Genomic DNA, 23,171 nt, shown 5'->3' with positions numbered 1-23,171 from the left:
CATGCAAAAAAAGAGCGGCTCAGGCCGCTCTTTTTTTTTACCCTTCGCAACGATATTACGCCCTGTTTGGAGTTGACATGCCTGACATTCGCCTGCCTGACGGCTCGGTTCGATCCTTCGACAAGCCGGTAACGGTTCATGAAGTGGCTGCGTCCATCGGTACTGGTCTGGCGCGTGCTGCGCTGGCAGGTCGCGTCGATGGCGTGCTGGTGGATACCTCGTACAGTATCGATCGTGATGCCGATCTGGCTATCGTGACCGACAAGGATTCTGATGGTCTTGGCATCATCCGCCACTCCACCGCTCACTTGCTGGCCTATGCGGTAAAAGAGTTGTTCCCTGAAGCCCAAGTGACCATCGGGCCGGAAATCGAAAACGGTTTTTACTACGACTTCGCCTACAAGCGCCCGTTTACCCCGGAAGACCTCACCGCCATCGAAAAGAAGATGAGCGAACTGGCCAAGAAGGATATTCCGGTCGAGCGTTACGAGCTGCCGCGTGATGAAGCCATTGCCTACTTCAAGAGCATTGGCGAAGCCTACAAGGCCGAGATCATCGAATCCATCCCGCAAGGCGAAGTGCTGAGCCTGTACCGCGAAGGCGAGTTCACCGACCTGTGCCGTGGCCCGCACGTGCCGTCCACCGGCAAGCTGAAAGTGTTCAAGCTGATGAAGGTGGCCGGTGCCTACTGGCGCGGCGACAGCAAGAACGAAATGCTGCAGCGTATCTACGGTACGGCCTGGGCCAAGAAGGAAGACCTGGAAGCCTACCTGTACATGCTGGAAGAGGCGGAAAAGCGCGACCACCGCAAGCTGGGCGTGCAGATGGACCTGTTCCACCTGCAGGATGAAGCGCCAGGCATGGTGTTCTGGCATCCCAAGGGCTGGCAGCTGTGGCAGAACGTCGAGCAATACATGCGCGGCAAGCTGGTGAAAGAGGGTTATCAGGAAGTCCGCACGCCGATGATGATGGATGTGGAATTGTGGAAGAAGTCGGGTCACTGGCAGAACTACAAGGAAAACATGTTCATCACCGAGTCGGAAAAGCGCGACTACGCTGTCAAGCCGATGAACTGCCCGGGCCATATCCAGATTTTCAACAGCGGCCTGCGCTCCTATCGTGACCTGCCGCTGCGCTATGCCGAGTTTGGTTCCTGTCACCGTAACGAGCCGGGCGGTGCGCTGCATGGCATCATGCGCGTGCGTGGTTTCGTGCAGGATGATGGTCACATCTTCTGTACCGAAGACCAGATCAACCAGGAAGCCAAGGCTTTCCATCGACTGGTGATGGAAGTGTATGAGCGCTTCGGTTTTGACAGGGTGTCCATCAAGCTGGCGCTGCGTCCGGAAAAACGCCTGGGTGCGGAAGAAACCTGGGACAAGGCCGAGCAAGGCATGCGCGAAGCACTGCAGGCTTGCGGTGTGGCCTGGGAAGAACTGCCGGGTGAGGGTGCCTTCTACGGGCCGAAGATCGAATACCACGTGAAGGATGCGCTGGGTCGCTCCTGGCAATGTGGTACCCTGCAGCTGGATTTCATGCTGCCGGAAAGTCTGGGCGCTGAATATGTGGCTGATGACAATAGCCGCAAGCGTCCGGTCATGCTGCACCGCGCTGCACTGGGTTCGCTGGAGCGCTTCCTGGGTATTCTGATCGAAAACCACGCAGGCGCCTTCCCGCTGTGGCTGTCCCCGGTGCAGATGGTGGTGATGAATATTACCGAAGCGCAGGCGGATTATGCTGCACAAATCGCTGAAGCATTGAAGAAACAAGGCTTCCGCGTCGATCTTGACTTGAGAAACGAGAAGATCGGCTATAAAATCCGCGAGCACAGTCTGCAAAAGCTGCCGTACCAGATCATTGTGGGCGACAAGGAAAAAGCAGGCGAACTGGTTGCCGTGCGCGCCCGGGGCGAAGACCTGGGTCAGCTCACGCTGGATGCATTCATTGCCCGCCTCAAGGCTGAGATGCCCGAGGCCTGATCCGGCAGCGGCAGGCATTTGATAGATTAATAGGAGATTTGGCTATAGCTCAGGAACGCGAAGCACGGATCAACGGCGAGATTACCGCTCGCGAGATTCGTCTGGTAGGCATGGAAGGTGAGCAGATTGGTGTTGTCAGTCTGCGTGAAGCAATGGCACTGGCCGAGGAAAATGACGTGGATCTGGTGGAAATTTCCCCGACTGCTCAGCCTCCGGTCTGCAAGCTGATGGACTACGGCAAGTTCAAGTACGAACAGTCGAAGAAGCGTCACGAGGCCAAGCTCAAGCAAAAGCAGGTCCAGATCAAGGAAATCAAGTTCCGTCCGGGCACTGATGATGGCGATTACAACGTCAAGCTGCGCAACCTGATCCGTTTCCTTAATGATGGCGACAAGGCCAAGATCACCCTGCGTTTCCGTGGTCGTGAAATGGCTCACCAGGATATCGGCCTGGCGCTGCTCAAGCGCGTTGAAGCCGATTTGGCGGAAATTGCGACAGTTGAGCAGTTTCCCAAGCTGGAAGGTCGTCAAATGGTGATGATGATTGCCCCGAAAAAGAAATAATCGGGTATAATCTTCTCCTCGATACGGCAGGGTATACCCTGCCGTGTTGATTTGTAGGGCGGCAACGCCCTGCGCAAAAGCGTGACGCAGTGGTATCAAGCACCTTCGGGTCACCCTGTGTCTAATCTAACTCAGAAATTCTGCAGGAGTTTTCCATGCCGAAAATGAAGACCAAGTCGAGCGCGAAAAAGCGTCTCAACGTGCTGGGCAATGGCGGTGTAAAGCGCTCTTATGCGTTCAAGCGTCACATCCTGACCAAGAAAACCACCAAGAACAAGCGCCAGTTGCGCGGTACCACTCTGGTACACGCCACCAACATGGCTTCTGTTCGCGCCATGATGCCCTACGCATAAGGAGACTGAATAATGCCACGCGTTAAACGCGGTGTAACCGCACGTGCTCGTCACAAGAAAATCCTTGCCCTGGCGAAAGGCTATCGCGGCCGTCGCAAGAACGTCTATCGCATCGCCAAACAGGCGGTGATGAAAGCCGGTCAATATGCCTACCGCGACCGTCGTCAGAAAAAGCGTCAGTTCCGTCAGCTGTGGATTGCCCGTATCAACGCCGCTGCGCGTGAAAACGGTCTGCCGTACAGCAAATTCATGAACGGCCTGAAAAAAGCTGCCATCGAAATCGACCGTAAGGTCCTGGCCGATCTGGCCGTGTTCGACAAGCCGGCTTTTGCTCAGATCGTTGAAAAGGCGAAAGCTAGCCTCGCTTGATAGCAAGACTGTAAAAGGGGAGGCTAATGCCTCCCTTTTTTTTCATTTGCCTGTAGTAAAGATGTTGCAAGAGCGTTGACCAGACTGCCATGAGTGTGGTCAGCCTTTTTGTTCCGGTCTGCTGGTTGGTGCAGGGTGCCGCTGATGTCATGCAACGGTTGCCACATCGCTGGCCGACAGGCCGGAAAGACGCATACGGTGTGAGACCCAATGACTAACGTTGACGCGATTCTCCAAGCTGGTCTGGCTGCCGTCGAGGCAGTGTCCGACCTCATCGAACTGGAGCAGGTCAAGGCACGCTATCTCGGCAAGAGCGGCGAGCTGACCGAACTCCTCAAACAATTGGGCAAGCTTCCTCCCGAGGAGCGCAAGGCTGCCGGTGCCACCATCAATGTGGCCAAGCAGGCTTTCGAAACCGCCCACAATGCCCGCCGCGACCTGATCAATGCGCAGAAACTGGAAGCCCAGTTGGCGGCCGAGTCGCTGGATGTGACCCTGCCGGGCCGTGGCTTGTCCACTGGTGGCCTGCACCCGGTGGCGCTGACACTGGAGCGTATTGCCACCCTGTTCCGTTCCATGGGTTTTCAGGTGGCAGACGGTCCGGAAATCGAAACCGACTTCCACAATTTCCAGGCACTGAACATTCCGGAAAACCACCCGGCCCGCGCCATGGCCGATACCTTCTATGTAGAAGGTGGTGATGTGCTGCGTACCCATACCAGCCCGATCCAGGTGCGTTACATGCTGAACAATGAGCCGCCGATCAAGATCGTGGCTCCCGGCCGTGTGTATCGCGTGGATTCCGATGCCACCCATTCGCCGATGTTCCACCAGATGGAAGGCCTGTGGGTGGAAGAGGGCGTGTCCTTTGCCGACCTCAAGGCGGTGGTGACTGATTTCCTGCGCCGCTTCTTCGAGCGTGACGACCTGCAAGTGCGTTTTCGTCCGTCCTTCTTCCCCTTCACCGAGCCGTCCGCCGAAATCGACGTGCTGGGCGAGCGTGGCTGGCTGGAAGTGGGCGGCTGCGGCATGGTCCACCCCAATGTGCTGCGCAATGTGAATATCGATCCGGAAAAGTACAGCGGTTTTGCCTTTGGCATCGGTCTGGACCGTTTCGCCATGCTGCGTTACGGCGTGAATGACCTGCGACTGTTCTTTGAGAACGATCTCAACTTCCTCAAACAGTTCAATTAAGCGCAGGCAGGGATAAACAATGCAATTCTCCGAACAATGGCTGAGAAACTGGGTTAATCCTTCTCTTTCCAGCGAGGAACTGTCCTACCTGCTGACCATGGCGGGTCTGGAAGTGGAAGAAACCACTGCCGCCGCGCCGGCCTTTACCGGTGTGGTGATTGGCGAGGTCAAGGAGTGCGTCAAGCACGAAAACGCTGACCGCCTGCGCGTGACCAAGGTGGATGTCGGTACTGGCGAACTGGTGCAGATTGTCTGTGGCGCACCGAACGTGGCCGTGGGTGTGCGCGTACCGTGCGCACTGCCTGGCGCGGTATTGCCGGGTGACTTCAAGATCAAGCCCACCAAGATGCGCGGTGTGGAATCCGGTGGCATGCTGTGTTCCGGCAAGGAGCTGGGCGTACCGGAAGATGTGGATGGCTTGATGCTGCTGCCGGCGGATGCGCCGGTGGGCCAGAACATCCGCGACTACCTGGGGCTGGATGATCAGTTGTTCACGCTGAAAATCACCCCCAATCGTGCTGACTGCCTGTCGATCAAGGGCATTGCGCGCGAAGTGGCGGCACTGACCGGTGCTGCACTGCAGCCGCAAGCCATTACCGCCATCGCACCGCAAATCGACGATGTAGTGCCGGTTGCCATCGCCGCCCCGCAAGCCTGCGGTCGCTATATCGGTCGCGTGATTCGCAATGTCAACGCCGCTGCACCCACCCCGGACTGGATGAAGCGCCGTCTGGAGCGCTCCGGTCTGCGTTCCATTTCAGCCATTGTTGATGTCACCAATTATGTGCTGCTGGAACAAGGTCAGCCGATGCACGCCTTTGATCTGGCCAAGCTGAACGGTGGTATTACCGTGCGCATGGCCAAGGCTGGCGAGCAGTTGCTGTGCCTGAACGAAAAAACCGTCACGCTGGCTGAAGACAATCTGGTGATTGCCGATGACGCCAAGGTGCTGGCCATTGCCGGCATCATGGGTGGCGAGGAAAGCGGTGTTACCACCGCCAGCACTGACATCATGCTGGAAAGTGCCTTCTTTGCCCCGGCAGCCATTGCCGGCAAGGCCCGCGCTTGGGGTTTCGGTTCCGACTCTTCCTTCCGCTTCGAGCGTGGCGTGGATTTCGAACTGCAACGCGACGCCATGGAACGCGCCACCGAACTGGTGCTGTCCATCTGTGGTGGCGAAGCCGGCCCGCTCAACGAGCAAGTTGCCGAGCTGCCTGTCCGCAAAGGCGTGAAAGTCCGCACTGCGCGCGTAGCACGCCTGCTGGGCATCACCCTGTCTGCCGATCAGATTGCCACTATCCTCACCCGTCTGGGTCTGGCTTTCGATACTCAGGAAGACGGTTTCCTGGTGCATGCACCTTCCTTCCGCTACGACATCGAGATCGAAGAGGACCTGATCGAGGAAGTGGCCCGCGTACACGGTTACGATGCCATTCCCTACGAAGCACCGGCTGCCCGCCTGCGCATGCTGGCGCTGCCGGAAGAACGTCGCCCGCGTGAAGACATCCGCCATTTCCTGGCTGGTCGCGACTATCAGGAAGTGGTCAGCTACGCCTTTGTCGAAGAAGCCTGGGAGCGTGACTTCGCCGGCAATGCCGACCCGGTGCGCCTGATCAACCCGATTGCCTCGCAAATGAGCGTGATGCGTTCGTCGCTGATTGGCGGTCTGGTCAATGTGCTGCAAGGCAACCTCAACCGCAAACAGCCGCGTGTGCGCGTGTTCGAAGTGGCCCGCGTGTTCGGCAAGAACGCTGCCGGCAAGGCCGACGAAACCACCCAGCCGGAAAAAGTGGCCGGTTTGGCATGGGGCCCGCGTGTTGCCGAGCAATGGGGTGCCAAGGCCGAACGCATCGACTTTTATGATGTGAAGGCGGACGTGGAAGCCCTGCTGCTGCCAGCACAAGCCAGCTTTGCCAAGGCGGCACACCCGGCCTTCCATCCTGGCCGTTGTGCTGAAATCAGCCTGAATGGCAAGGTGATTGGCGTGATGGGTGAGCTGCATCCCAAGTGGGCGCAGCAATACGGCCTGCCAACGCCGCCGGTGCTGTTTGAGTTGGACTTGGCCGCGGTCGAACAACGTGCTGCCATCAAGGCACAGCCGGTCAGCAAATTGCAGCCGGTACGCCGCGATCTGGCGCTGGTGGTTGACGAGCAGGTAACGGTTGCTGCTATGCTGGACACTTTCCGTCAGCATGCATCGGCGCTGGTGAAGGAAGTGGCCCTGTTTGATGTCTATCGCGGCAAGGGTGTGGAAGAGGGCAAGAAGAGTCTGGCCTTCCGCGTGGTGTTGCAGGATGATGCCCGCACCCTGACCGACGAAGATGTCGAGCCGGCCATCCAGAAGCTGCTGGATGCTGTTGCAAGCGCACACGCAGCCCAATTGCGCCTGTAAGCCAATATTGCCGGAAGGCGTGGCATAATGTCCGCCTTCCATCTGTATATTCAAGAAGTTAAGGGGTAGTCATGACTTTGACCAAGGCTGAGTTGGCCGACCTGTTGTTTGACCAGGTAGGTCTGAACAAGCGTGAAGCCAAGGACATGGTTGAAACGTTTTTTGAGGAAATCCGTATCGCGCTGGAAGCAGGTGATTCGGTAAAGCTGTCCGGATTTGGTAATTTCCAGCTGCGCGACAAGCCGCAACGTCCGGGCCGCAATCCCAAGACCGGGGAAGAAATTCCCATCACGGCACGCCGCGTGGTGACCTTCCACGCCAGTCAGAAACTCAAAGGAATGGTTGAGCAATACCATGCTAACAAGCAAGGCTGATCTGCCGGCAATCCCGTCCAAGCGCTATTTCACCATCAGCGAAGTCAGCGAGCTGACCGGGGTGAAGCCGCATGTGCTGCGTTACTGGGAACAGGAATTCTCCCAGTTGCGCCTGGTCAAGCGCCGTGGCAATCGTCGTTACTACCAGCACCACGAAGTGCTGCTGGTGCGGCGTATTCGCGGTCTGCTGTACGACGATGGCTTTACCATTCAGGGCGCGCGCCAGCGGCTGGGTGCCGGTGGTGAAATGGAACGGCCGATTACTGCTCAGGAAGTACGCTCCGAGCTGGAAGCAATTTTGAATTGGCTGGATTCAGGTGTTGGCAAACAGTAAATAAACGGTTACAATGCGTTTCTCTTGAGTCGGGGTGTAGCGCAGCCTGGTAGCGCACCTGCATGGGGTGCAGGGGGTCGGAAGTTCGAATCTTCTCACCCCGACCACAAGAACAATTGCAGTATCAAACAGTTAAGCCTCCCAATGCGGAGGCTTTTTTGTTGTCTTCAAATATTGCGCGGGGCTTTTGCGGGACTTCACATTGCTTCCCAAGTCTCTATAGCCTCACGGTTGTATTGCACACTTCACGCGCGCCGCTTTGCGGCTGTCAACACACTGCCAGACAGCCGACAAAGCGGGTTTTGTCCCTCCAGCACCAAGCATCGGAATGCGTTGGCGTGCTGATACGCAGCGTGGACCACGCTGCCTGCGCCGGGCTAAACCTTGAAGCCCGAAACCGCCTGTTTGAGCTCATCCGCCATGGACTTGAGGCGATCGGCATTCACCGCTACCTGCGAGACAACCATGCTGGTTTCTTCAGTCATGTGGGCAATGTGCTCGACACGCTTGGCAATGGTACCGCTGGTGGTTTTTTGCTCGCGCAAGGAATGGGAAATGCCGATTACCGCCTGCACCACGCCTTTCGAGCCATCACTGATCAGGCGCATGGATTCCCCGGCACGGCTGGCCAGCTCCACACCCTCGGTCACCCGTTGGCTACCCTGCTGCATGGCTGTCGTGGCGTGGTCGGTATGTGTCTGGATGCTGGCGATCATCGAGGAAATTTCCTCGGCTGACATGGTGGTCCGTTCGGCGAGTTTTCTGACCTCATCGGCAACCACGGCGAAGCCGCGACCTTGCTCGCCGGCACGCGCAGCCTCGATGGCTGCGTTCAAGGCCAGCAGATTGGTCTGGTCGGCAACTTCCTTGATCACGTTGGCAATGCTGCTGATCTGTTGCGATTGCGCGGAGAGCGTAGCCATCTGCTGAGCTGTCTCGTTCACGCTCTGGGCGATACGGGTCATTTCATCGGTCGCATCCTTGACTTGCAATGCGCCCAGGTCGGAGCGGTTGCCCGACTCCGTGGCAATCTGTTCCGCTTCCTGCGCATTTTCCGCCACGATATCGATGCTGAAGGTGAGCTCTTCAATCGAGGCAGCCACCGACACGGTGTCGTCACTCTGCTGTGAGGCACTGGCCGACACCTTGCTGGAGGCGGCGGCAAGTTCGGCGGCAAGATTGGACACATTGGCCGCATTGCTTAGCACCTTGCGGATCAGTTCTGCCAGTTGCTCCTGCATCGCCTTGATTGAGGCCATCAGGCTGTCCTGGTTTGCACCTTCTATCTCCACGCGGGTTGAGAGGTCGCCCGAGGCAATGCGGCGCGACACTTCCATGGCATAACGTGGTTCCCCGCCAAGCTGCCGGATGATGCTGCGGCTGACATACAGCGAGAGGGCGATCAAGGACGCCAGCATGAGCAGGGCAGTCACCAGACTGCCGGAAATGATGCGGGAGCGGGTGGCATCAAACTGTTTGTCCGCTTCCTCCGCTTCCGCTGTCAGCGACAGGGCAAAGGGGGTCAGGGCATCGTTAATTGCTTGCACATGCTTGTCCATTTCGTCGTCCAGCGGGCGGATCAGCTTGAGGTCGGCATCGGCCTTGAGCAGCGGCAGGACTTGCGATTCGTATAAGGTGATGAGTGCCCGATGAGCGCTTTTGGCTTGCTCTGTCCGCGCCTTCTCCTGGGGGGTGCTCGCCAGTTCGCTGGCACGGGCCAGCATCTTTTCCGTAGTGACCTTGATTTCAGCCCAGTCCTTGGCGGATTCGGCCAGATTCCGGTTGATGATGCTGTCGGCAATGATGCGATACATGACCGGGCCAATCTTGGCGGTGATCAGCATTTCATTGCTCTGACTGCTGCGCTTGTAGCCAGCGTCCTGCAGATCGCCAAGATAGCTCATGCCTAACTGGGCAATCAGCAGCATCAGGGAGAAGGCTACCGTGGCAATCACCAGCAAGATGTGAAGCCGACTTGAAATCTTGAGTTTTCCCATTATTCAGGGCCTTCCGGAAGCGTGGAGTGGACAGATGAAAACACTACTATCGTAGACCGATATTCTGTAAACGATGCAACAGACTGCGCCTTGGCTTTGCCCATGCTGCGCGGGTGATTGATTCGGTATGGCATGTTTCATTTGCAATGAAAACACCGAATGCATGCAATGCGGTCCCGGATATTCTCCGGACATGTTTCATGTCTTGCATATGGTTTTTCCTGATTTGCCTGGTTATGCATTCCATACCTGGCCGTGTAATGGTTTTGTCGGCGGTTTGTGCGTCCAAGGCAGTATGTTGCTGGTTCTGTCCCTTGTGGTGCTTGCCATACCTTTACGCTGGCATGACAAGGGCACGAATGATGACTGCAGCGATAGTGATGCGGTGTCGGTATTTCGACGACTAGCGCGAGCTAGGCAGTGGGTGCATGACCCGTGGTGCTGTAATATGCCGCTGAATATTCTAACGGCATTTAAACGATGAAACAGCTTCTCGACAGTGCAGATTCTAGGCGGTTTGATGAACTCTCCCCGGCGTGCCGCCTTATCTGGGCCAAGAGTGGTGAAACCTCAGGGCATGGCCTGCTATGTCATATGCTGGATGTGGCTGCCGTGGCATCTGCCGTACTGGACTACAGTCCGCATCCGCCACAGCAGTTGGCAGACTGGTTTGGCCTGCCTGTGCCGAGTGTCAAGCGGTGGCTGGCCATGCTGGTTGGCCTGCATGATTTTGGCAAAGCCATCCCAGGTTTTCAGGCCAAATGGGAGGCTGGCAAACGGGCCGACCAGCAGGCAGGGTTGGCTTTCTTGCCAGAGATTTGCCTTGCGGCAGATCGGCACGATTTGGCCAGCGCGGCATTGCTGCCCCGGCTCTTGCTGGCCCAGGGCCTGCCTGCTGACTGGGCCGCTGGTGTGGTACAGGCTGTGAGTGCTCATCACGGCTTCAATTTTGTTGATGTGCAAGGGGCTCGTCCGTTGCACGAGCCCGATATCTGGCAGCAAACTCGCCAGCAGATTTTCACCGCTTATTGGCAAACGCTGGCTCCGGCCAGCCTGCCGCAAGATCAAGCCTTGTCCCTGGTTGCTGTGCAATGGCTGGCTGGGCTTACCAGCGTGTGTGACTGGATAGGCTCCAATAGCGAGTGGTTTCCCGCCGGTGAGCGCGCGGTCACGCTGGATGGACATTTTGCCCTGGCACGCAGTATCGCATGGCGAGTTCTAAGCGAACGCGACAAGCTCGGATGGCCGCCACAACTGGCCTTGCTGCAGCAGCCAGCAGCCAGTTGTGATGCATTGATCACGCAGATGCTGGGTTCGAAGGTCCCGGTCAGTGCCCGTCCTTTGCAGCGGCTGGCTGACACGCTGCTGGCCAGGGGGCAGGGTGCCAGCCTGTTGTTGGTCGAGGCTCCGATGGGCGAGGGCAAGACCGAGCTGGCGTTTCTAGCCAGTCTGCGTCTGCAAGCCCGTGAGCAGCACCGTGGTCTCTACCTGGCCTTGCCGACGCAGGCAACCGGCAATGCCATATTTGAGCGCGCACTGCAGTTTTTACGTGCTTTTGCCGGTAACGCGCCGCTGGATATCCAATTGGCGCACGGTGGTGCCGCCATGAACGAGACGGTTACTCGTCTGCGTGATATCTGGGGAGCATCGCGGGATGAAGCGGTGGTTTCTGCTGCCTGGTTTGCCCAAAAGCGGCGTGGGCTGCTGTCGCCCTATGCTGTTGGGACAGTCGATCAGGGCCTATTTGGGGTGATGAATGTCAAACACCACTTTGTGCGCCTGTGGGGTCTTGCCAACAAGGTGGTGGTGCTGGACGAGGTGCATGCATACGACGCCTACACCAGCAGCCTGATCGAAACCCTGCTGCGCTGGCTCAAAGCGTTGGGCTGTTCCGTCATCCTGATGAGTGCCACCTTGCCTGAGGCAAAGCGCGTCGCCTTGCTGCGCGCCTGGGGGATTGGCAGCCCCGTGCCAGATTATCCCTACCCCCGCGTGATGTTGGCTGACGCGCAGGGGGTGCGTGGAGATACCTTTACTCCCCGTCGGCAGGCACCGATTGCGGTCAGCGGGCTGGACGAGTCGCTGGATAGTATTGCCTCCCTGGCGTTGGCTGCCGTGCGGGATGGTGGCTGCGGAGCGGTTATCGTCAACACCGTGGACCGTGCCCAGCAGTTGTATCGGCGGCTGGCAGATCAGCTTCCTATCGGCACGGTGTTGCAGATCTTTCATGCCCGCTTCCCCGCCGATGAACGCCAGGCCATTGAGCAAGCCGTGCTGGCCACATTCGGAGCCAAAGGCCAGCGGCCAGCCCGTGCCTTGCTGCTGGCCACGCAGGTTGCCGAACAAAGTTTGGACATCGATTTTGACTTCCTGATTTCCGATCTGGCACCGGTAGACCTGCTACTGCAGCGTGCTGGCCGTCTGCATCGCCATCAGCGTGATGAACGGCCTGCAGCCCACCAGCAGCCACATCTGCATGTGGCCGGCTTACTGGCCGAGCGCTTGCCAGACTTGCAAACCACGGCCTGGGGAAAGGTGTACGGTGACTACCTGTGTCTGGTGACCTGGGCCATCCTGCTGCAGGAGCCACTGTGGCGGCTGCCAGAGGATATCGACCGGTTGGTACAGGCCGTGTATGCCCCCTGGCCGAAGCTGCCGGCGTTGGCCGCTGATATTGTGCAGAAGATAGAGGACGTCAGCCGTATCGAGCACCAAGCACTGACTAATCTGCACGCCCAATTGGCGCGCCATATCGCCATCGACCCGCGTGAATTGCCGGAATACGCTTACCACGACAAGCCGCATGGTGCTGACGAGGATGATACCTTGGCATTGCGCAACCAGACGCGGCTGGGCAGCGATAGTGTCACTGCCATTCCTCTGTGGGTTGATGGGGCGGGTCAGTGGTGCCTACAGGCGGACAGCCCTTCATTCAACCCGCAGTTGCCTGTCAGCGATGCATTGGCCCGCCAGCTATATGCTCGGCAGCTACGGATTGCAAACCCAGTGCTGCTCAAGCATTTGCTTGCACAAGCCCCCTGTCCGGCCTTTGCCGACCACCCCTTGCTTGCTCATTGCCAGCCCTTGTTGCTACAGGATGGAGTGTGCTCAGTGGGAGGGATAAAGGTGATGCTTACGCCGGACCTAGGTTTGCAGTATTGCAAGGAGACGACTGTGTAAGAGGTGGCCCGGTTATAGGGGAAGCAGACGGTGTGCCTAGTGATTTAACAACTAATACGGTTCATCCCCTTACCGGGCCATGGTCAGAAATCTAGCATGAGTTTGGCTCTGATTTCTTGGAAAATTTCAGAACAATTAATACTTGTGGGATGATGCACATCTAATTATTATGACTTTGACATTTTTTGATTGTTAATTTTATCGAGGTGAGATGCATGAAAGGCCGAGTATGTCTGCTGGACCAAGCCTGGCTACCGGTGCGCTACACCGATGGCCAGGTAAGGGAAGTCGGTTTGTTGCAGCTGTTCGCCGATGCAGACCGCATCAGTGGACTGGCGGAGACCACTCCTCCCAGCCTGATTGCCCTGTACCGCCTGCTACTGGCCATTACCCACCGCGCGTTTATCCGCGGTTTGGGCCGCTGGAGCATCAGCGACATCAAGCGTTATTACCGCGAGGGCCTGCCTGTTGCAGTACTGCAGGACTATCTGGAGCACTGGCGTGAGCGCTTTTATGTATTTCATCCCACATGGCCGTTTATGCAGGTGGCAGCCCTGGCGACAGCAGAAGAAACACGAGAGAAAAGCAAGCCGTGGACCCAGATTTCCTTGGCCAGCAGTAATGGCAATGCACCAGTACTGTTTGACCATGCGGTGGATACTCTGGCCACCAGAGTGCCGGTTGCCCAATTGTTGCGCCAGATGTTGGGATTCTTGCAATACACACCAGGCGGGCTGGTAAAAACGGTAAGGGATTCGGACAAGGCCGGACCATTGGCCAATACCGCCGCCATCCTGCCGTTAGGGGACACCCTGGCGCAAACGCTGTGCCTGGCTTTGCATCCGGCCAGCCTGGAGGCTGAGGGCGATTTGCCCGCCTGGGAAAGGCCACCGCCGGATATGGCGGCCCTGCTAGCCGCACCTAGCCTCGCTACCGGCCCGAATGATCGCTATACCCGCTTGAGCCGTGCGGTATTGCTGTTGCCTGACGATGAGAATGGCCACACTGTCAGCCAGATACGTTTTGCTGCTGGCCTAGCGCTGGCCGAGGATGAACACGCGCCGGACCACATGGCCAGTTATCGTGCCGGCAATACCGGCATGGTGCGTCTGGGTTTTAGCGAAGGCCGGGCGATATGGCGTGATTTACCCACCTTTCTACCCGATGCCAGCGGCAAACATGCCTTGCCTGCTGCGGTACTCAGTCATGCCAGCAAGCTATTGACGCAGCAGGGAGTAACACCCGGCTGGCTGGCGGTAATGGTGCTGGGGGTAGCCAGCGACAAAGCCAAGCTATTGCGCTGGCGCGTGGAACGCTTCAATTTGCCGCAGGCCTTGCTGGGGCAGGAAGACGCGGCCCAAGTACTGCGGCATTACTTGCGCTTGGGTGAGGAGCTGTTTGGCGAGCTGCGCAAGACAGCCAGCGCCATGTTGGCCAAGGCCATGCCGGACCCAGACCACAAAGACACCGGCAGCCGTGCCCGCACCATCTTTGACAACGGCCCGGCCCCTGCCGCCTATTTCTCCAGTCTGGAAAGCCGCTTGCCACAGCTCTTGCCGCTGATTGCCAATATGCAGGCCGATGCAGTCGACCATTACTGGAAAGAGGCCAGATTGGCTGCGGCTGAAATTGCCTGGGCCAGCGTGTGCCGCCAACTGGGCGACAGCGCCCGTGCCTTGCGCGCCCGCGCCCAGTCCGAGCCTTTCTACCTGGGGCTGCTTAAGCCCTTGCGTCCCGTTACTGCATCCCAGCCCAAGGAGCCATCCAATGTCTGATCATGCGCTGGAATTCATCCAGCATCTGCAAAGTCTGGCGCAAAAAAACCGTGGCGCGCTGGCAGCCTTGCGCCGCAGCGCCGGTTTCGCACCCGGCACCTATCCGCCGGCCTTTCCCCATGTCGAGCGCTTTGTACCGGCCAGCAGCCATGCCGAAGACAGCTACCGGCTGGCGCTGTATGTCACGGCAGCCCTGTTTGCCCGCCATCCACAGCATATGGCCGGGCAAAGCCTGGCAACCACATTGGGCAGACTGATATCGGCGCGTGACAGCGGCAGCATCGAACAGCGCTTTGTCGCGCTGCTGGCTGCTGATGCCGAGGACGTGCCGCAGTATCTGCGCCAACTGGTGTCCCTGTTGGCGGCAGACGGTCACGGCCTGGATTACGCCAGCCTGCTGCAGGACCTGTCCGCTTATCTGCGCCCCAGCCAGTTTGATGGTCGGGACGACCGCAACAAAGTACGCCAGCGCTGGGCGCGCGACTTCTATCGCCAATTGACCACGCAAGCGTAATAAGCTGCATTGCCATGATTGATAGCGTCATTTTTGGAAAGACTGCCATGAGCCTGTTTGTCGAATTTCACCTGATTCAGAACTTTGCCCCCTCCAACCTCAACCGTGACGATACCGGAGCCCCAAAAGACGCGGTATTTGGCGGCTATCGTCGCGCCCGCGTCAGCAGCCAGTGTTTCAAGCGAGCCATTCGCCTGACTGCCGATTTCCCTTTGCCGAATCAGGGCATCCGCACCAAAAAACTGCTGGAGATGCTGCGCGGGCAATTGCAGCAGCAATATGGTCGCACCGCTGAAGATCTGGACAGCCGCATTGAAACTGCGCTATCTGCCGCTGGGCTAAAGCTGAAGGAGGATGGCAAGACCGAATACCTGTTGTTTTTAGGGCAGCAGGAAATCGACGGTTTTGCCGCCCTGATCGATTTGCATTGGGAGGCACTGGCCACCCCGGCAGGCGGCGAGAAAAAGAGCAAAAAAGACGCCAAGGCCAGTGCGCCTGCCGATGTTGCGCAACAGGCCAAAACCATCATGAACGGAGGCAAGGCGCTGGATGTGGCCTTGTTTGGCCGTATGCTGGCCGACCTGCCGGCGGTCAATCAGGATGCCGCCTGCCAAGTGGCGCACGCCATCAGCACACACCGGGTGGAACGTGAGTTCGACTACTTTACCGCCGTGGATGACATGGGCGCAGCGGATGAACCCGGTGTCGGCATGATAGGCCAGGTGGAGTTCAATTCCGCCACCTTTTACCGCTATGCCGTGGTAGACCCGGCCAAGCTGGTGGCCAATCTGCAAGGCGACCGCGAACTAGCTCTGACCGGCCTGCACGCACTGGTACAGGCGGTAGCCCGTGCCATTCCCAGCGGCAAGCAAAATACCTTTGCTGCCCATAATCCCCCCAGCTTCATTGGTGTGGTCATACGCCATGCCAGTCCGCTCAATCTGGCCAATGCGTTTGAAAAGCCAGTCTATGCCCGCAATGGCGAAGCGCTTACCAGCCCCTCGGTTGCTGCATTGGCCGCTTACGAGCAGCAGCTTGCTGCCGTCTATGGCAACGGGCAAGACCGCTGGGCCTATCTGGACCTGACCCAGGCCTGGCCACAGGACAAGGGTGAACGCCAGACCAGCCTGGCCGCCCTGGCCGACTGGGTGGTCGCCCAACTGCGTCCCGAACTGGAGCAATGATATGGCCACCTTGCTGCTTCGGCTGGCAGGCCCCATGCAGGCATGGGGTAGCACCAGCCGGTTTGATGAACGCGATAGTGGCCTGGAGCCGTCCAAATCCGGCGTGATCGGTCTGCTTTGTGCTGCACTCGGTCGGGATCGCAGCATGGCGGTGGACGATCTGGCAGCCTTGCGCATGGCTGTAAGAGTAGACCGCGAAGGCCTGCTGATGCGTGATTACCAGACAGCCACCGGTGTGTTGTTGGCTTCTGGCAAGCCGGACCATCAGCGTACGGTGGTCAGCCCGCGGTTTTATCTAGCAGATGCAGTGTTTCTGGTGGGGCTGGAAGGAGACAGCGCTTTGCTCTCCACCATCCAGCAGGCGCTGCAACAGCCGGTGTGGCCGCTGGCCCTGGGGCGTAAGTCCATGCCACCAGGGCTGCCGGTGTGGCTGCCTGATGGGCTGCAGGATGGCAACTTGCTTGCCGTGCTGCAAGCCTGGCCCAGACTGGCGGCTGGCCGGCCCGAGCAGCAAGGCCAGCCGCTGCGCCTGATGCTGGAACACCCCTCAGAGGGAGCCATGAGGCTGGATCAGCCACTGGGGCCATTTTCCGAGCGCAGGTTTGGCCCGCGCTTTGTCAAACCGGAGGTGATGCATGTACCTGAGCAGACTCAAGCTTGACAGCCGCATGGCCACCGTCCGGCGCGATCTGGCCAGTGCCTACGATATGCACCGCACCCTCAGCCGTGCTTTTGCCGCCAGTGACGATGCCCAGCCATCGCGCTTTCTGTGGCGACTGGACAGTGTGGATGCGCTGCAGGGCGAGGCGGTGGTGCTGATTCAATCGGAAGAAGCCGGCCGCTGGCAGCAACTGCCGGCAGGCTATGTGCAGGACAGCGCCAGCAAGCAGTTGGACCTGTCCGTGCTGCTGCAGGATCAGCGACATTACCGGTTCCGCCTGCTGGCCAACCCCACGGTAAGCCGCGCTGGCAAACGCTATGGCCTGGTCAAGGAAGAGGAGCAACTGGCCTGGTTGCAGCGGCAACTGCAGAAAGCCGGTTGCGTGGTTCACAGCGTGCTGCGCACCCGCTCCGAGCGCTGGAGCATGCGTAGGAAAGGCCAGCTTGTCACCGTACAGGCCGCAGGCTTTGAAGGCGTGCTGGCTGTCGAGCAATCCGCACTGCTGCAAGCAGCCATCGGTCAGGGCATTGGCCATGCCAAGGCACTGGGCCTGGGCATGTTGTCACTGGCACCGTTAAGCCATGGCTGATCTGTTGCCCAAACTCAAACCACTGCCCATCAAGGAAAGGCTGTCGGTACTGTTTGTCGAGCGCTGCCAACTGGATGTGCTGGACGGTGCTTTTGTGGCGGTAGATGCAACTGGTATCCGTACCCATATTCCAGTGGGTGGCGTGGCATGCCTGATGCTGGAGCCGGGCGTGCGGGTCTCCCACGCGGCCTGCAAACTGGCGGCCGAGGTGGGCAGCTTGCTGGTATGGGTGGGCGAAGCCGGCGTGCGTTTGTATTCCGCCGGCCAGCCCGGCGGTGCCCGTGCAGACCGTCTGCTATACCAGGCCCGGCTGGCGCTGGATGACGATGCCCGGCTCAAGGTGGTGCGCGAGATGTACCGTCGCCGGTTTGGTGAAGAACCACCACAGCGCCGCAGCGTGGATCAGCTGCGCGGCATCGAAGGTGTGCGGGTGCGGGCGCTGTACAAGCATCTGGCCGCCCAATACGGTGTGAAATGGCAGGGCCGCAATTACGACCACACCGATTGGGATGCCGCCGATGTCATCAACCGCTGCCTCTCCGCTGCCAATCATTGCCTGTATGGCGTGGTAGAAGCGGCGGTACTGGCCGCAGGCTACGCACCGGCAATCGGTTTCATCCACAGCGGCAAACCCCTGTCCTTTGTCTACGATATCGCCGACATCTACAAGTTTGAAACCGTAGTGCCGGTTGCCTTTGCCGTGGCTGCCAGATCAAACGGCGGCAAGGACGAACGCACCGTGCGTCAACACTGCCGCGACATGTTTCGCAAAACCAGGTTGCTAGAACGCATCATTCCCGACATTGAAGATATTTTGGCGGCAGGCGGGTTGGACCTGCCCAAGATCGAGGGCGTGGTGGAAGCAGCGATACCGGAAGAAAAGGGGCTGGGCGATGCTGGTCATCGTGCTTGAAAACGCGCCGCCACGGCTGCGTGGCCGCATGGCCATCTGGTTACTGGAAATCCGCGCAGGTGTGTATGTGGGTAACTACAGCCGCAAAGTGCGTGACTACCTGTGGGGGCAAGTGGAGGCCGGGATAGAAGAGGGCAATGCCGTCATGGCCTGGCAGGCCAGTAACGAAGCCGGTTTTGACTTTGTCACCTTGGGGAAAAACCGCCGCATGCCGGTGGAGTTTGACGGAGCCCGGCTGGTATCATTCCACCCGCCAGACAGCTTGGATCAGGAATGACCTCCCGTTCTTTAACAAGCTGAAAATCAGCAGTGCAGTGCAGCAAAAAATCGGTAGATTTTTGTGTGGTTGGAATGCTGATTAAAAACAATGACTTATTTTTAGACTGTTCCCCGCGCCCGCGGGGATGAACCGCGAGGCCGCGCTGGATTTGCTCACCGTTCAGCCTGTTCCCCGCGCCCGCGGGGATGAACCGCCTTGTGCATCAACACTTCCACGGCTTTCACCCTGTTCCCCGCGCCCGCGGGGATGAACCGAACGCCTCCTTGAGCCGGTAGGCTTCGCCCAGCTGTTCCCCGCGCCCGCGGGGATGAACCGCCACCGGTACCTTCACCGTTGCCGGCACTGCGCTGTTCCCCGCGCCCGCGGGGATGAACCGATGCCAGCGCCGATGATATCGACAACTTCGCCCTGTTCCCCGCGCCCGCGGGGATGAACCGGAGGCATTCTTGCGATAACCCGCCTTGAGTGCCTGTTCCCCGCGCCCGCGGGGATGAACCGGCTTGCCGTTACATCGACACTAGTCCACCCCTCTGTTCCCCGCGCCCGCGGGGATGAACCGTTCTGCGGCAGCTTCACCATCGGCACGTCGTTCTGTTCCCCGCGCCCGCGGGGATGAACCGACGTTCGCGAATGGGTGAGTACAGTTCTTCAACTGTTCCCCGCGCCCGCGGGGATGAACCGTGCCATAGTCGGCCGGGATCACCTCCGGCCCCCTGTTCCCCGCGCCCGCGGGGATGAACCGTCGATCTACCTGAACGACACGCCAGTACAAAACTGTTCCCCGCGCCCGCGGGGATGAACCGAGCAGCGTGACCGCCGTAGACGGCGTGCTCAACTGTTCCCCGCGCCCGCGGGGATGAACCGCTGGCAGTCGCTGGTGAATACCGTGCTCACGCCTGTTCCCCGCGCCCGCGGGGATGAACCGCCGCCGTCCTCGGTCGCGGTCTTCCGGTCGTGCTGTTCCCCGCGCCCGCGGGGATGAACCGTCGTACACGCCCTGCAGGCTGTAATCGGTGAACTGTTCCCCGCGCCCGCGGGGATGAACCGTTCAGTGCCGACTTGGCTGCCTTTTTCATCTGCTGTTCCCCGCGCCCGCGGGGATGAACCGGGTAGGGTCGCGTGGTGTGCCAGCACCGTTACCTGTTCCCCGCGCCCGCGGGGATGAACCGACCGTCGATGATGCGAAGCGCCGCTATCGTGACTGTTCCCCGCGCCCGCGGGGATGAACCGCCACATGTGCTCATGCGGCTGCTACCGACCGCCTGTTCCCCGCGCCCGCGGGGATGAACCGCAATGCACCGTCCGGCAACTGCGGCCACCAACCTGTTCCCCGCGCCCGCGGGGATGAACCGGTTCCAGCATTGGGGTCAATAGTTTCTTTATTCTGTTCCCCGCGCCCGCGGGGATGAACCGATCACGGCAGCGATTGCGCCGATACCGGCAACCTGTTCCCCGCGCCCGCGGGGATGAACCGCCTGATCGTTGCCGAATGGGATGGCAGTTTCGCTGTTCCCCGCGCCCGCGGGGATGAACCGCAGAAACTGCTCGACGACATTTTGTTGCCTGACTGTTCCCCGCGCCCGCGGGGATGAACCGCTGGCGCATCCTGTCGAAGTCGATGCCTTCGGCTGTTCCCCGCGCCCGCGGGGATGAACCGCGCCATGCCCCCGCATCCAACCTGCACGAATACTGTTCCCCGCGCCCGCGGGGATGAACCGCAGCTGCAAGCCAGCCAACAGCAGCGCATCCGCTGTTCCCCGCGCCCGCGGGGATGAACCGTGCCGGGGTTGCTTTTACTACTGCCTCAGATGCTGTTCCCCGCGCCCGCGGGGATGAACCAGATCGTCGGCATCCAGACTGATGGTGTCCAGCCTGTTCCCCGCGCCCGCGGGGATGAACCGCATAGTTAGCTCCTGGCGCTATGTGATGCGTTCTGTTCCCCGCGCCCGCGGGGATGAACCGGGATGCAGCAGATCAGCCCACGCTGATGACAACTGTTCCCCGCGCCCGCGGGGATGAACCGTGGAAGAAGGCCGAGCCGGGTCCGAGTAGCACCTGTTCCCCGCGCCCGCGGGGATGAACCGACTACAAAGCAGCCCGCCGCCTTTTGCGTGACCTGTTCCCCGCGCCCGCGGGGATGAACCGCCGACGACGCCCCCTGCTGCTGGCCGACGACTCTGTTCCCCGCGCCCGCGGGGATGAACCGCAAAGGAAAAGCTGGGATGTGAGAGCGACTACCTGTTCCCCGCGCCCGCGGGGATGAACCGACAGGTAGACAGCGGCAATGGAAAGAACGAGGCTGTTCCCCGCGCCCGCGGGGATGAACCGAAATTGCGCCTGCTGATGAGTCATTTTATCGACTGTTCCCCGCGCCCGCGGGGATGAACCGTTTGCCGTGGCCTCGTGACATACTTCGTGATGCTGTTCCCCGCGCCCGCGGGGATGAACCGCCTAGTTCTGGAGTGTCAGCCATTACTTGGCCCTGTTCCCCGCTCCCGCGGGGATGAACCGTAGGTGTAACCAGATGGCAGGGTCGGCGACGTCTGTTCCCCGCGCCCGCGGGGATGAACCGGCGTCGTTGATCAGTGCGCGGATCTCGCTGCGCTGTTCCCCGCGCCCGCGGGGATGAACCGGGCGAGGTAAAGATGGGCGTCACGGTCACTCTTCCCCCCCACGGCGCTGCTGCCGTTGTTTCTGGCTGCTGGCGGGATCAGGGGCTGGACTGAGCATGTTGGCTGAATTGCCGGACAAGCAGTGCGATGAGCTGCCTTACTGCCGGACTGGGCTGGTAGCCTGTGCGGGTGATAAGGCCCAGGGTGCGTGATATGTGTGGCTGTCCCAGTGCAATGCCGGTCAGGCTATGCATATAGGCCGGGGTGAGCGATAGCTCGGGCACCACCATGGCACCCAGGCCGGCCATGGCCATGCCATAGGCACCGTGCAGATGGCTGGCTTCATAGTGAATGCGTGGCCGCTGCGGCAGGCCGGCCAGGTGGTGGTCCAGCAGCAGGCGGTTGCCACTGCGCTGTGCTACCCCTATCAGTCGTTCTCCTGCCAGTTCTGCCCATTCCACCTGCTGACGGCCTGCCAGTGGGTGGTCGTGGCGCACCACCAGCACATAGCGTTCGGTCAGCAAGGGCTGAAAGTCTATGCCTGGGTCTTCGCCGCCAATGAAGTTGATGCCGAAGTCGGCTTTGCCTTCCACTACCTGGCTGAGGACTTCTTGCGCGCCTTCGTCAAATACCCGCAGGCAGATGGCGGGGTGGCTGGCGGCAAACTCGGCCAGTGCGGCTGGCAGCAGGTGCTGTGCTGCCGATGGAATGCTGGCAATCGACACCAGTCCGCTGCGGTGCTGTGCCCGTTCGCCCAGGCCGTGCATGGCTTGTTCCAGTTCGTCCACCACGTTTTGTGCATGCAGGCGGAAATGTTCGCCTTCCTCGGTCAGCCGCACACTGCGTGTGGTGCGCTCCAGCAAGCGCACCTGCAGGGACTGTTCCAGTTTTTCTATGCGTCGGCTCAAGGCGGGTTGTGACAGGTACAGCGCCTCAGCCGCTGCCTTGAAGCTGGACTTTTCCGCCACCGCCAAAAAAGCCTGCAATTCGTTGAGTTCCAGATTGATGCGTGCCATCGATTAATCCATGAAATAAAAGCAATTAAACATTTATTGCGTTTTGTGCATTATTCCTGCGCAACATAAGCACAACAAGAGGAGAACTCGATGGCAGGAACATGGAAGCCAGGCTGCGGCCTGGCTGCGCTGCTGCTGGCGTTTGCCTGCACCCAGGCAATGGCAGAACAACTGACTGTGGTCAGCTCTGGCGGCTTTGCCGCCGCGCTGAAATTGCTGGCCCCGCAATTCGAGCGTGAAACCGGACATCAGCTGCAACTGCAATGGGGGCCGTCCATGGGTGATACCCCGCAAGCCATTCCGCAGCGCCTGGCGCGTGGTGAAAAAATCGACGTGCTGGTGATGGTGGGCAGCGCACTGGACCAACTGCAAGCCCAAGGCCGGCTGCTGCCGGACAGCAATACTCCGCTGGCTGCGTCGCGCATTGCGCTGGCGGTGAAACACGGCAGCCCGCAGCCGGACATCAGCACCTTGGCCGCATTGAAACAGACCCTGCTTAACAGCCATTCCATTGCCTATTCCGACAGCGCCAGCGGGGTGTTCCTGTCGACCGTACTGTTTTCCCGCCTGGGCGTGGCCGAGCAGATCAAGGACCGCAGCCGCATGATTCCCGCCGAACCGGTGGGCAAGGTGGTGGCGCGCGGTGAAGCCGAGCTGGGCTTCCAGCAATTGAGCGAGCTGATTCCGATTGGCGGCATCGATATTGTCGGCCTGCTGCCGGAACCGGCGCAGCAAGTCACCACCTTTTCCGCAGGCATCAGCCGCGACAGTAGCCATCAGGCGGCGGCGCGTCAGTTGCTGCGCTTTCTTGCTGCGCCGCAGGCTGCGGCAAGCATTCGCCAGACCGGGATGACACCGGTCAGCACCTCCGCTCAATAACAAGGATGACGAC

The 23,171-nt window shown here is 59.6% G+C and carries 19 protein-coding genes, 1 tRNA gene and 1 CRISPR repeat array; of the genes, 18 read left to right on the top strand and 2 right to left on the bottom strand.

Annotated elements, in window-relative coordinates:
- The first annotated feature begins 77 nt into the window (after positions 1–77).
- The 9 genes from thrS (at position 78) to DLM_RS12080 (ending at position 7,665) form a co-directional block, all read left to right on the top strand.
- Positions 78–1,979, top strand: a complete 1,902-nt coding sequence (gene thrS / locus DLM_RS12120) for a threonine--tRNA ligase (RefSeq protein WP_089086130.1) — start codon at positions 78–80, stop codon at positions 1,977–1,979.
- 38 nt (positions 1,980–2,017) lie between these two features.
- Positions 2,018–2,542, top strand: coding sequence for a translation initiation factor IF-3 (infC, locus tag DLM_RS12115; RefSeq protein WP_082086295.1), 525 nt, complete (start codon positions 2,018–2,020; stop codon positions 2,540–2,542).
- Between the two features lie 155 nt (positions 2,543–2,697).
- On the top strand, positions 2,698–2,895 hold the full coding sequence (gene rpmI, locus DLM_RS12110) for a 50S ribosomal protein L35 (protein ID WP_089086131.1): 198 nt from the start codon (positions 2,698–2,700) through the stop codon (positions 2,893–2,895).
- Positions 2,896–2,907: 12 nt separating this feature from the next.
- The gene (gene rplT, locus DLM_RS12105) at positions 2,908–3,264 is read left to right on the top strand and encodes a 50S ribosomal protein L20 (RefSeq protein WP_059285958.1); all 357 of its coding nucleotides are present in this window, start codon (positions 2,908–2,910) and stop codon (positions 3,262–3,264) included.
- A gap of 210 nt (positions 3,265–3,474) precedes the next feature.
- Positions 3,475–4,458, top strand: a complete 984-nt coding sequence (pheS, locus tag DLM_RS12100) for a phenylalanine--tRNA ligase subunit alpha (RefSeq protein WP_045845171.1) — start codon at positions 3,475–3,477, stop codon at positions 4,456–4,458.
- A gap of 19 nt (positions 4,459–4,477) precedes the next feature.
- A complete protein-coding gene (gene pheT / locus DLM_RS12095; RefSeq protein ID WP_089086132.1) occupies positions 4,478–6,850 on the top strand; it encodes a phenylalanine--tRNA ligase subunit beta in 2,373 nt (790 codons plus the stop codon).
- Positions 6,851–6,921: 71 nt separating this feature from the next.
- A complete protein-coding gene (locus DLM_RS12090) occupies positions 6,922–7,224 on the top strand; it encodes an integration host factor subunit alpha (RefSeq protein ID WP_045845169.1) in 303 nt (100 codons plus the stop codon).
- A complete protein-coding gene (locus DLM_RS12085) occupies positions 7,205–7,558 on the top strand; it encodes a MerR family transcriptional regulator (RefSeq protein ID WP_089086133.1) in 354 nt (117 codons plus the stop codon). Before DLM_RS12090 ends, DLM_RS12085 begins: the two co-directional genes overlap by 20 nt.
- Positions 7,559–7,588: 30 nt before the next feature.
- Positions 7,589–7,665 (top strand) — tRNA-Pro (locus tag DLM_RS12080).
- Between the two features lie 270 nt (positions 7,666–7,935).
- On the opposite strand, the gene DLM_RS23360 is transcribed toward DLM_RS12080, so the two are convergent.
- Positions 7,936–9,555, bottom strand: a complete 1,620-nt coding sequence (locus DLM_RS23360) for a methyl-accepting chemotaxis protein (RefSeq protein ID WP_089086134.1) — start codon at positions 9,553–9,555, stop codon at positions 7,936–7,938.
- A 480-nt stretch (positions 9,556–10,035) separates the two neighbouring features.
- Here DLM_RS23360 and DLM_RS12070 point away from each other — a divergent pair, with 480 nt between their 5' ends.
- The 8 genes from DLM_RS12070 to cas2e all read left to right on the top strand — a co-directional run bounded on the left by DLM_RS12070 (position 10,036) and on the right by cas2e (position 18,648).
- A complete protein-coding gene (locus tag DLM_RS12070) occupies positions 10,036–12,735 on the top strand; it encodes a CRISPR-associated helicase/endonuclease Cas3 (protein ID WP_089086135.1) in 2,700 nt (899 codons plus the stop codon).
- 215 nt (positions 12,736–12,950) lie between these two features.
- Entirely contained in the window at positions 12,951–14,510 is a 1,560-nt protein-coding gene (gene casA / locus DLM_RS12065) for a type I-E CRISPR-associated protein Cse1/CasA (protein ID WP_089086136.1), read from the top strand.
- Positions 14,503–15,024: a type I-E CRISPR-associated protein Cse2/CasB gene (gene casB / locus DLM_RS12060; protein WP_089086137.1), complete on the top strand. Its 522-nt coding sequence runs from the start codon at positions 14,503–14,505 to the stop codon at positions 15,022–15,024. The genes casA and casB overlap by 8 nt, the downstream gene beginning before the upstream one ends.
- Before the next feature lie 47 nt (positions 15,025–15,071).
- On the top strand, positions 15,072–16,208 hold the full coding sequence (gene cas7e / locus DLM_RS12055) for a type I-E CRISPR-associated protein Cas7/Cse4/CasC (protein ID WP_089086138.1): 1,137 nt from the start codon (positions 15,072–15,074) through the stop codon (positions 16,206–16,208).
- Between the two features lies 1 nt (position 16,209).
- Entirely contained in the window at positions 16,210–16,869 is a 660-nt protein-coding gene (gene cas5e, locus DLM_RS12050) for a type I-E CRISPR-associated protein Cas5/CasD (RefSeq protein ID WP_089086139.1), read from the top strand.
- Positions 16,844–17,458: a type I-E CRISPR-associated protein Cas6/Cse3/CasE gene (gene cas6e, locus DLM_RS12045; protein ID WP_089086140.1), complete on the top strand. Its 615-nt coding sequence runs from the start codon at positions 16,844–16,846 to the stop codon at positions 17,456–17,458. Before cas5e ends, cas6e begins: the two co-directional genes overlap by 26 nt.
- A complete protein-coding gene (gene cas1e / locus DLM_RS12040) occupies positions 17,451–18,371 on the top strand; it encodes a type I-E CRISPR-associated endonuclease Cas1e (protein WP_089086141.1) in 921 nt (306 codons plus the stop codon). The genes cas6e and cas1e overlap by 8 nt, the downstream gene beginning before the upstream one ends.
- A complete protein-coding gene (gene cas2e, locus DLM_RS12035; RefSeq protein WP_089086142.1) occupies positions 18,352–18,648 on the top strand; it encodes a type I-E CRISPR-associated endoribonuclease Cas2e in 297 nt (98 codons plus the stop codon). Before cas1e ends, cas2e begins: the two co-directional genes overlap by 20 nt.
- 106 nt (positions 18,649–18,754) lie before the next feature.
- A CRISPR array of direct repeats spans positions 18,755–21,284; the repeat unit is 29 nt; unit sequence CTGTTCCCCGCGCCCGCGGGGATGAACCG.
- A 77-nt stretch (positions 21,285–21,361) separates the two neighbouring features.
- Here cas2e and DLM_RS12030 read toward each other — a convergent pair.
- Positions 21,362–22,279 carry a LysR family transcriptional regulator gene (locus DLM_RS12030; protein WP_089086143.1) on the bottom strand — a complete coding sequence of 306 codons (918 nt, stop codon included), beginning with the start codon at positions 22,277–22,279 and terminating at the stop codon, positions 21,362–21,364.
- Positions 22,280–22,369: 90 nt separating this feature from the next.
- Here DLM_RS12030 and DLM_RS12025 point away from each other — a divergent pair, with 90 nt between their 5' ends.
- The gene (locus DLM_RS12025) at positions 22,370–23,158 is read left to right on the top strand and encodes a substrate-binding domain-containing protein (RefSeq protein ID WP_089086144.1); all 789 of its coding nucleotides are present in this window, start codon (positions 22,370–22,372) and stop codon (positions 23,156–23,158) included.
- Positions 23,159–23,171: the final 13 nt, after the last annotated feature.

The organism is Aquitalea magnusonii (assembly GCF_002217795.2).
GTDB classification, from domain to species: Bacteria; Pseudomonadota; Gammaproteobacteria; order Burkholderiales; family Chromobacteriaceae; genus Aquitalea; species Aquitalea magnusonii_B.
Note: the sequence above shows the minus strand (reverse complement) of the source record. Positions and strands in the feature narration are given on the sequence as shown.